The following is a 6,711-nucleotide window of genomic DNA, read 5'->3' on the forward strand; positions in this document are numbered from 1 at the left end:
GCTCTTCCGATCTGCCCGGCGGGGCGGACGCGGCGCCGGGGGCGGCGGGCTGCCCGGACGGGGCGCCGGACCCGGCCCGGCCGCCCGGCCCGACCCCGTCACCGGGTCCGGACGGGGAGCCGGCCGCGGGGGGCCGCGCCGGGGTGGCGGGGTCGTCGTTCGCCCGTACGCCCATGGGGTCGCCCTCTCCGGTCCGGCTCAGCTCGCCGCGGCGGCGGCGCGCTCGGCCGCCTCGACGACGTTGACCAGCAGCTGGGCCCGCGTCATCGGGCCGACGCCGCCCGGGTTGGGGGCGCGCCACCCGGCGACCTCGTTGACGCCCGGGTGCACGTCGCCCATGATCTTGCCGCTCTCGTCACGGCTGACGCCCACGTCCAGCACGGCCGCGCCGGGCTTCACGTCCTCGGGCTTGATCAGGTGCGGCACGCCCGCCGCGGCCACGATGATGTCGGCCCGCCGCAGGTGCGCGGCGAGGTCCCGGGTGCCGGTGTGGCACTGCGTGACCGTGGCGTTCTCCGACTTGCGGGTGAGCAGCAGCGGCATCGGGCGGCCGATGGTGGTGCCCCGGCCGACGACCACGACCTCCGCGCCGCGGATCTCGACGCCGTGCGCGCGCAGCAGCGTGATGATGCCGTTCGGGGTGCAGGGCAGCGGGGCCGGCTCGTTCAGCACGAGACGGCCGAGGTTCATCGGGTGCAGTCCGTCGGCGTCCTTGGAGGGCTCCATCAGCTCCAGGATGCGGTTCTCGTCGATGCCCTTGGGCAGCGGGAGCTGCACGATGTAACCGGTGCAGGCCGGGTCCTCGTTCAGCTCGCGGACGACCGCCTCGATCTCCTCCTGCGTGGCGGTGGCGGGAAGCTCCCGCTGGATGGAGGCGATGCCCACCTCCGCGCAGTCGCGGTGCTTGCCCGCGACGTACTTCTGGCTGCCCGGGTCGTCGCCGACCAGGATGGTGCCGAGGCCGGGGGTGATGCCCTGGGCCTTGAGGTCCGCCACGCGGGCGGTCAGGTCGGACTTGATCGCGGCTGCGGTGGCCTTGCCGTCGAGAATCTGGGCGGTCATGTGCCCATCCTCGCGGATGACCCCGCCCCGGTTCCAATTCGCGTCCGGCGCCGCGGTCCGCCGCCCCGACTGGACAAGGGGTCGCCGCCGCGACCACGATGATCGGCGCAATGCCGCGGGCAGTGCCGGGGGGCAGAACCGCTCAGAGCTTGTGACGTTCCTCCGCGCGGGCCGCGCCGCCCCCACACCGACGGAGGACACCCCGACATGAGCTTCGGCGACCCCAACAACCCCTACGGGCAGCAGCCCCAGGGCCAGCCCTACGGCCAGCAGCCGCCGTACGGCGGGCAACCCCCCTACGGCCAGCCGGGTTACGGCTACCCGCAGGCCCCGCAGGCGCCCCAGGGCGTGCCTCCGCAGGGCGTGCAGCAGCAGTTCGGCTACCCGCAGCAGCCCCAGCCGTACGGCGCCTACCCGCCGCCCGGCATGCCGGGCATGGGCGGCGGGATGCCGCCGTACGCCCACTGGGGCCGCCGCGTCGGCGCGCACCTGCTCGACATGCTGATCATCCTGGGTCCGCTGTACGCGATCGTGGGCATCAGCGGCGCCACGAGCTCCACCGGCGAGCCGCAGCTCGGGGCGATCATCGTCCTGCCGCTGATGGTGTACACGCTGACGATGGCCGTCCTGCAGCTGGTCAAGGAGGGGAAGACCGGCCAGACGATAGGCAAGAAGGCCCTCGGCATCTGCCTGTTGCGGGAGGCCGACGGCCGCCCCCTCGGCGTCGGCATGGCGTTCGTCCGCAAGCTCGCCCACTTCCTCGACAGCGTCGCCTGCTACCTCGGCTGGCTGTGGCCGCTGTGGGACGAGAAGAAGCAGACCTTCGCCGACAAGGTGTGCAACACCGCCGTCTACAAGATCAAGTGATTCCCCGGTGCCCTCCGGGTGCCGCGCCCGGCGCGGCACCCGAGGTTGCACTTGCACAACGCCTTGTTATCCGACTGGACAAGAAGTCGACGGTACGACGACGATGATCCGCGCAGTGCCGCGGGCAGTGCCGGGGGGCAAAACCGCTCAAAGTACATGAAGTTCCTCCGCGCGGGCCGCGCCGTCCCCGCACGACAACGGAGGAAAACTCGCCATGAGCTTCGGCGACCCCAACAACCCCTACGGGCAGCAGCCCCAGGGCCAGCCCCAGCAGCCCGGTTACGGCTACCCGCAGCAGGCCCCCCAGGGTGTCCCGCCCCAGCAGGGTTACGGCTACCCGCAGCAGCCGGGCGGCCAGCCCTACGGCGCGTACCCGCAGACGCCCGGCACGCTCCAGGCCAACAACGGCTACATCAACGTGCCGGGCCTCGGCACCGTCGAGATCGCCAGCATGGGCCGCCGTCTGGGCGCCCGCCTCATCGACGGCGCCATCATCGGTGTCGTCTACGGCATCCTCATGGCCGTGGGCTTCGCCGGCATCTTCGGTGCCGCCCAGGAGGCCGCCGACAAGTGCGACCCGAGCTCGCCGCTGTACGAGAGCTGCGTCAACGCCAGCATCCAGGAGAGCAGCGGCGGCATGATGGCCGGCCTCATGACGATGTTCGCGCTCGTCGGTCTGATCACCCTGCTCTACGAGTGGCTGCTCATCTCCTTCGTGGGCGCCACGCTCGGCAAGATGGCGGTCGGCCTGCGGGTCATCAAGGAGAAGACGGGCGGCAAGCCGGGCGTGGGCGGCGGCTTCATCCGCTGGATCATCCCGCAGGTCGGTGCGCTGCTGTGCGGTATCGGCACCCTGCTCGTGTACCTCTCCCCCTTCTTCGACAACTCGGGCAAGACGCAGGGCTGGCACGACCGTGCCGCCGGCACCCTGGTCGTCAAGAAGTAGCACCGCCGGGCGGTTGCCCGAACGGCGAAGGCCGCGCTCCGTTCCCGGGGCGCGGCCTTCGCCGTCTGGGGCTCGCGCCCCGCGCGTCAGTGGAAGAAGTGGCGCGTACCGGTGAAGTACATCGTCACGCCCGCCTTCTCCGCCGCCTCCACGACCAGCTCGTCGCGGACCGAACCGCCCGGCTGCACCACGGCCTTGACGCCCGCCGCGGTCAGGATCTCCAGGCCGTCGGGGAAGGGGAAGAACGCGTCGGACGCGGCGTACGAGCCGCGCGCCCGCTCCTCGCCGGCGCGCTCGACGGCGAGCTTGGCGGAGTCGACGCGGTTGACCTGGCCCATGCCGACGCCGACGCTCGCGCCGTCCTTGGCGAGCAGGATGGCGTTGGACTTGACGGCGCGGCAGGCCCTCCAGGCGAAGGCCAGCTCGGCCAGTTCGGCCGGGGAGAGCGCCTCACCGGTGGCGAGGGTCCAGCCGGCCGGGTCGTCGCCGTCCGCCTGGAGGCGGTCGGTGACCTGGAGCAGCGCGCCGCCGTCGATGGGCTTGACCTCGACGCGGCCGGCCGGGGCGCCGGGGGCGCGCAGCACACGGATGTTCTTCTTGCGGGCCAGGACCTCGACCGCGCCGTCCTCGTAGCCGGGGGCGACGATGACCTCGGTGAAGATCTCCGCGACCTGCTCGGCCATCGCCACGGACACCGGGCGGTTGACGGCGATGACACCGCCGAAGGCCGACAGCGGGTCGCAGGCGTGGGCCTTGCGGTGCGCCTCGGCGACGTCGGCGCCGATCGCGATGCCGCACGGGTTGGCGTGCTTGATGATCGCCACGCACGGCTCGTCGTGGTCGTAGGCGGCGCGCCGCGCGGCGTCGGTGTCCGTGAAGTTGTTGTACGACATCTCCTTGCCGTGCAGCTGCTCCGCCTCGGCGAGGCCGCCGGTGCCGTCGACGTACAGCGCGGCGCCCTGGTGCGGGTTCTCGCCGTAGCGGAGGTCGGTCTTGCGCTCGTAGGTGGCGCCCAGGAAGTCGGGGAAGCCACCCGCGGCGGAGCCGCTGTCGGACACCGTGTCGGCGGCCGCGTAGTCGTCGGCGAACCAGGAGGCGACGGCGACGTCGTACGCGGCGGTGTGCTGGAACGCCTCGGCCGCCAGCCGCTTGCGGGCGGTCAGGTCGAAGCCGCCCCCCTTGACCGCGTCGAGGACGTCGCCGTACCGGGCCGGGGAGGTGACGACCGCGACGGAGGGGTGGTTCTTGGCGGCGGCGCGGACCATGGAGGGGCCGCCGATGTCGATCTGCTCGACGCACTCGTCGGCCGTGGCGCCCGAGGCGACCGTCTCGCGGAACGGGTACAGGTTCACGACGACCAGCTCGAACGGCTCCACGCCCAGCTCGGCGAGCTGCTCGCGGTGCGCGTCCAGGCGCAGGTCGGCGAGGATGCCGGCGTGCACGCGCGGGTGCAGCGTCTTGACGCGGCCGTCCAGGCACTCGGGGAAGCCGGTCAGCTCCTCCACCTTGGTGACCGGGACACCGGCGGCGGCGATCCTCGCGGCGGTGGAGCCGGTGGACACCAGCTCGACGCCGTTCTCGTGCAGCCCGCGGGCGAGCTCCTCCAGCCCCGTCTTGTCGTAGACACTGATCAACGCGCGACGGATGGGCTTATTCACCGACATGAACCTTTCGTCCCTCAATGCGGTAGCCGTGCCGGGCCAGGCGCCCCACGACCTCGACGAGCAGCGAGCGCTCGACTTCCTTGATGCGCTCATGGAGAGCGGCTTCGTCGTCCTCGTCCCGGACCTCGACCACGCCCTGGGCGATGATCGGGCCGGTGTCGACGCCGTCGTCGACGAAGTGGACGGTGCATCCGGTGACCTTCACGCCGTGCGCGAGAGCGTCCCGCACTCCGTGGGCACCGGGAAAACTGGGCAGCAGCGCCGGGTGCGTGTTGACGATCCGGCCGCCGAACCGGGCCAGGAACTCCCTGCCGAGGATCTTCATGAACCCGGCGGAGACGACGAGGTCCGGCTCGTACGCGGCGGTCGCCTCGGTCAGCGCGTGGTCCCACTCGTCCCGGGTGGCGTGGTCCTTGACCCGGCACACGAAGGTCGGCAGCCCGGCGCGCTCGGCCCGCTCCAGGCCGGCGATGCCGTCGCGGTCGGCACCGACCGCGACGATCCGGGCCCCGAAGCCGTGCGGGTCGTCGGCGATGGCGTCGAGCAGAGCTTGCAGGTTCGTGCCCGATCCGGAGACCAGGACGACGAGGCGGGCGGCGGCCACGGGGAAACCCTTTTCGCGTTGCTTTGTGTGGTCGTACGAATGAATCGGGCCCCTCGATACGGGGAACTCTACGAGAGAGCCGACCGTCAGCAACGATACCGGCACACCGAGCCGCCCCCACGGGACGGGGGCGGGGCCGGGGGGTAGCGTCTGAGGCAGGGCCGTCCCCGAACGGACGGACACGACGACACGAGACTCCCGCCCGCGCTGTCGCGCCGGCCCGGGGGTCTGAGGGGAAGACGTTCACCACATGCCGGACCGACGCCGCCGCACGGCCATCCACCTCCTGCCGCGGGAACGCCAGTCCACGGAGTCCAGGGACGAGGACAACCCGTTCGCCCCGCCGCCCGAGGGCAGGCCGGACCAGCCCTGGCAGCCCCGCCGGCCCCCGTCGGGCGAGGGCTCCGGCGACGGCGCTCCGGACGGCTCCTCCGGGGAACCGGAGCGGGACCGCCCGGCCTGGGGCAGCCAGTGGAGCCCCCGGCAGCCGGGGCGCTCCTCCGGCGGCTTCGGCAACCGCCCGAGCGGCGAGCAGCAGGGCGGCGGCCAGGGCCGGGGCGGCCCTGAGGCGCCGGCCCCGCGCTGGGACCCGACCGACCCGGCGCAGCGCCGCGCCCGGTACGCGCTGCTCTCCGGGATGTGGGCGTTCTTCTTCGCGATCTTCGACTTCCCGGAGATCGGCCTGCTCCTGGGTGCCCTGGCGCTGTACTGGGGCATCAGCTCGCTGCGCGCCAGGTCCCGCCCGGCCGGCGCGGCCCGGCCCGCCACGGCCGGCGCCCCGGCCGCGGGCGGCGGCGCCCCGGGCGGTGGCCCGGCCCCGGCGGGACCGGCGGCCGGTCAGGGCCGCCCGCAGACCACCGCCGCGGTGAGCGGACTGGTCACGGCGACGCTTGCGTTGATGATCGTGGCGGCGACGTTCACGATCCAGCTCGTCTACCGCGACTACTACGCGTGCGTCGACGACGCCCTGACCAAGACGGGTCAGCTGTCGTGCAACGAACTGCTCCCGGACCCGCTGCGTGAGGTCTTCGGCGTCCAGGAGTGACGGGCGCGAGGGTTCACGACCGCCGCTGAGGAGGCCCCGGGTCATCGGCACCCGGGGCCTCCGGCATGTCGTCCCCGGGTGCGGCCGGCCCCGCCACGGGCGCCGGGGGGAACGTGGCCATGAGGCCGCCCGAGGCCTCCTTGAGCGCGGTCCAGCGGGCCTCGCGGGCCACCGGGTCCTCCCAGGCGGCGGGCAGGACGGCGTAGGGCTCGAAGGCGGGGTCGCCCGGATCGTCCTCGGGCGCCGGCCGCTCCTCCCGCCCGGCGCCCGAGGAGACGCGGGAGGCGTCCGGCGACGGTACGGGCAGGGGTGCGGGCGCGTCATCGGACCCGGGCCGGGGCTGGGGGGCGTTCGTGGAAGCGGGAGCGGGGACGGGGCTGGCGGTGGGGGCCTCGGGGGCGGGGTCGGGGTCGGGGCTCTGCTCCGGGGTGGCGGGGGCCGGAACCGGGGGCGCCGGGGAGGCGGGCGGTCGCGGGGGCGGACGGCACGGGGGCGGACGGCGGGGGGGCGGGCGGCCGCCGGG

6 protein-coding genes and 1 pseudogene are annotated in these 6,711 nt (G+C 73.6%); 3 read left to right on the plus strand and 4 right to left on the minus strand.

From position 1 onward, the window contains the following. Positions 1-198: 198 nt before the first annotated feature. Complete coding sequence (locus tag A4V12_RS15100; RefSeq protein ID WP_064069868.1) at positions 199-1,062, minus strand: bifunctional methylenetetrahydrofolate dehydrogenase/methenyltetrahydrofolate cyclohydrolase; 864 nt, start codon at positions 1,060-1,062, stop codon at positions 199-201. A gap of 207 nt (positions 1,063-1,269) precedes the next feature. On the opposite strand from A4V12_RS15100, the gene A4V12_RS15105 reads away from it, so the two are divergent. Beyond that, positions 1,270-1,929, plus strand: coding sequence for an RDD family protein (locus A4V12_RS15105; RefSeq protein WP_064069869.1), 660 nt, complete (start codon positions 1,270-1,272; stop codon positions 1,927-1,929). 214 nt (positions 1,930-2,143) lie between these two features. Beyond that, positions 2,144-2,875, plus strand: coding sequence for an RDD family protein (locus A4V12_RS15110; protein WP_064069870.1), 732 nt, complete (start codon positions 2,144-2,146; stop codon positions 2,873-2,875). A gap of 86 nt (positions 2,876-2,961) precedes the next feature. Here the strand turns inward: A4V12_RS15110 and purH are convergent, their stop codons facing one another. Both purH and purN read right to left on the minus strand, forming a co-directional pair. Beyond that, a complete protein-coding gene (gene purH, locus A4V12_RS15115) occupies positions 2,962-4,539 on the minus strand; it encodes a bifunctional phosphoribosylaminoimidazolecarboxamide formyltransferase/IMP cyclohydrolase (protein ID WP_064069871.1) in 1,578 nt (525 codons plus the stop codon). Next, positions 4,526-5,143 carry a phosphoribosylglycinamide formyltransferase gene (gene purN, locus A4V12_RS15120; protein ID WP_064069872.1) on the minus strand — a complete coding sequence of 206 codons (618 nt, stop codon included), beginning with the start codon at positions 5,141-5,143 and terminating at the stop codon, positions 4,526-4,528. The genes purH and purN overlap by 14 nt, the downstream gene beginning before the upstream one ends. Positions 5,144-5,393: 250 nt before the next feature. Between purN and A4V12_RS15125 the strand changes: the two genes are divergently transcribed. Next, positions 5,394-6,188, plus strand: a complete 795-nt coding sequence (locus A4V12_RS15125; RefSeq protein ID WP_064069873.1) for a hypothetical protein — start codon at positions 5,394-5,396, stop codon at positions 6,186-6,188. Positions 6,189-6,201: 13 nt separating this feature from the next. On the opposite strand, the pseudogene A4V12_RS39495 reads toward A4V12_RS15125, so the two are convergent. Continuing rightward, positions 6,202-6,711 (minus strand): annotated as a pseudogene (locus tag A4V12_RS39495) (hypothetical protein); the annotation flags it as partial.

The organism is Streptomyces noursei (assembly GCF_001646665.1).
GTDB classification, from domain to species: domain Bacteria; phylum Actinomycetota; class Actinomycetes; order Streptomycetales; family Streptomycetaceae; genus Streptomyces; species Streptomyces lavendulocolor.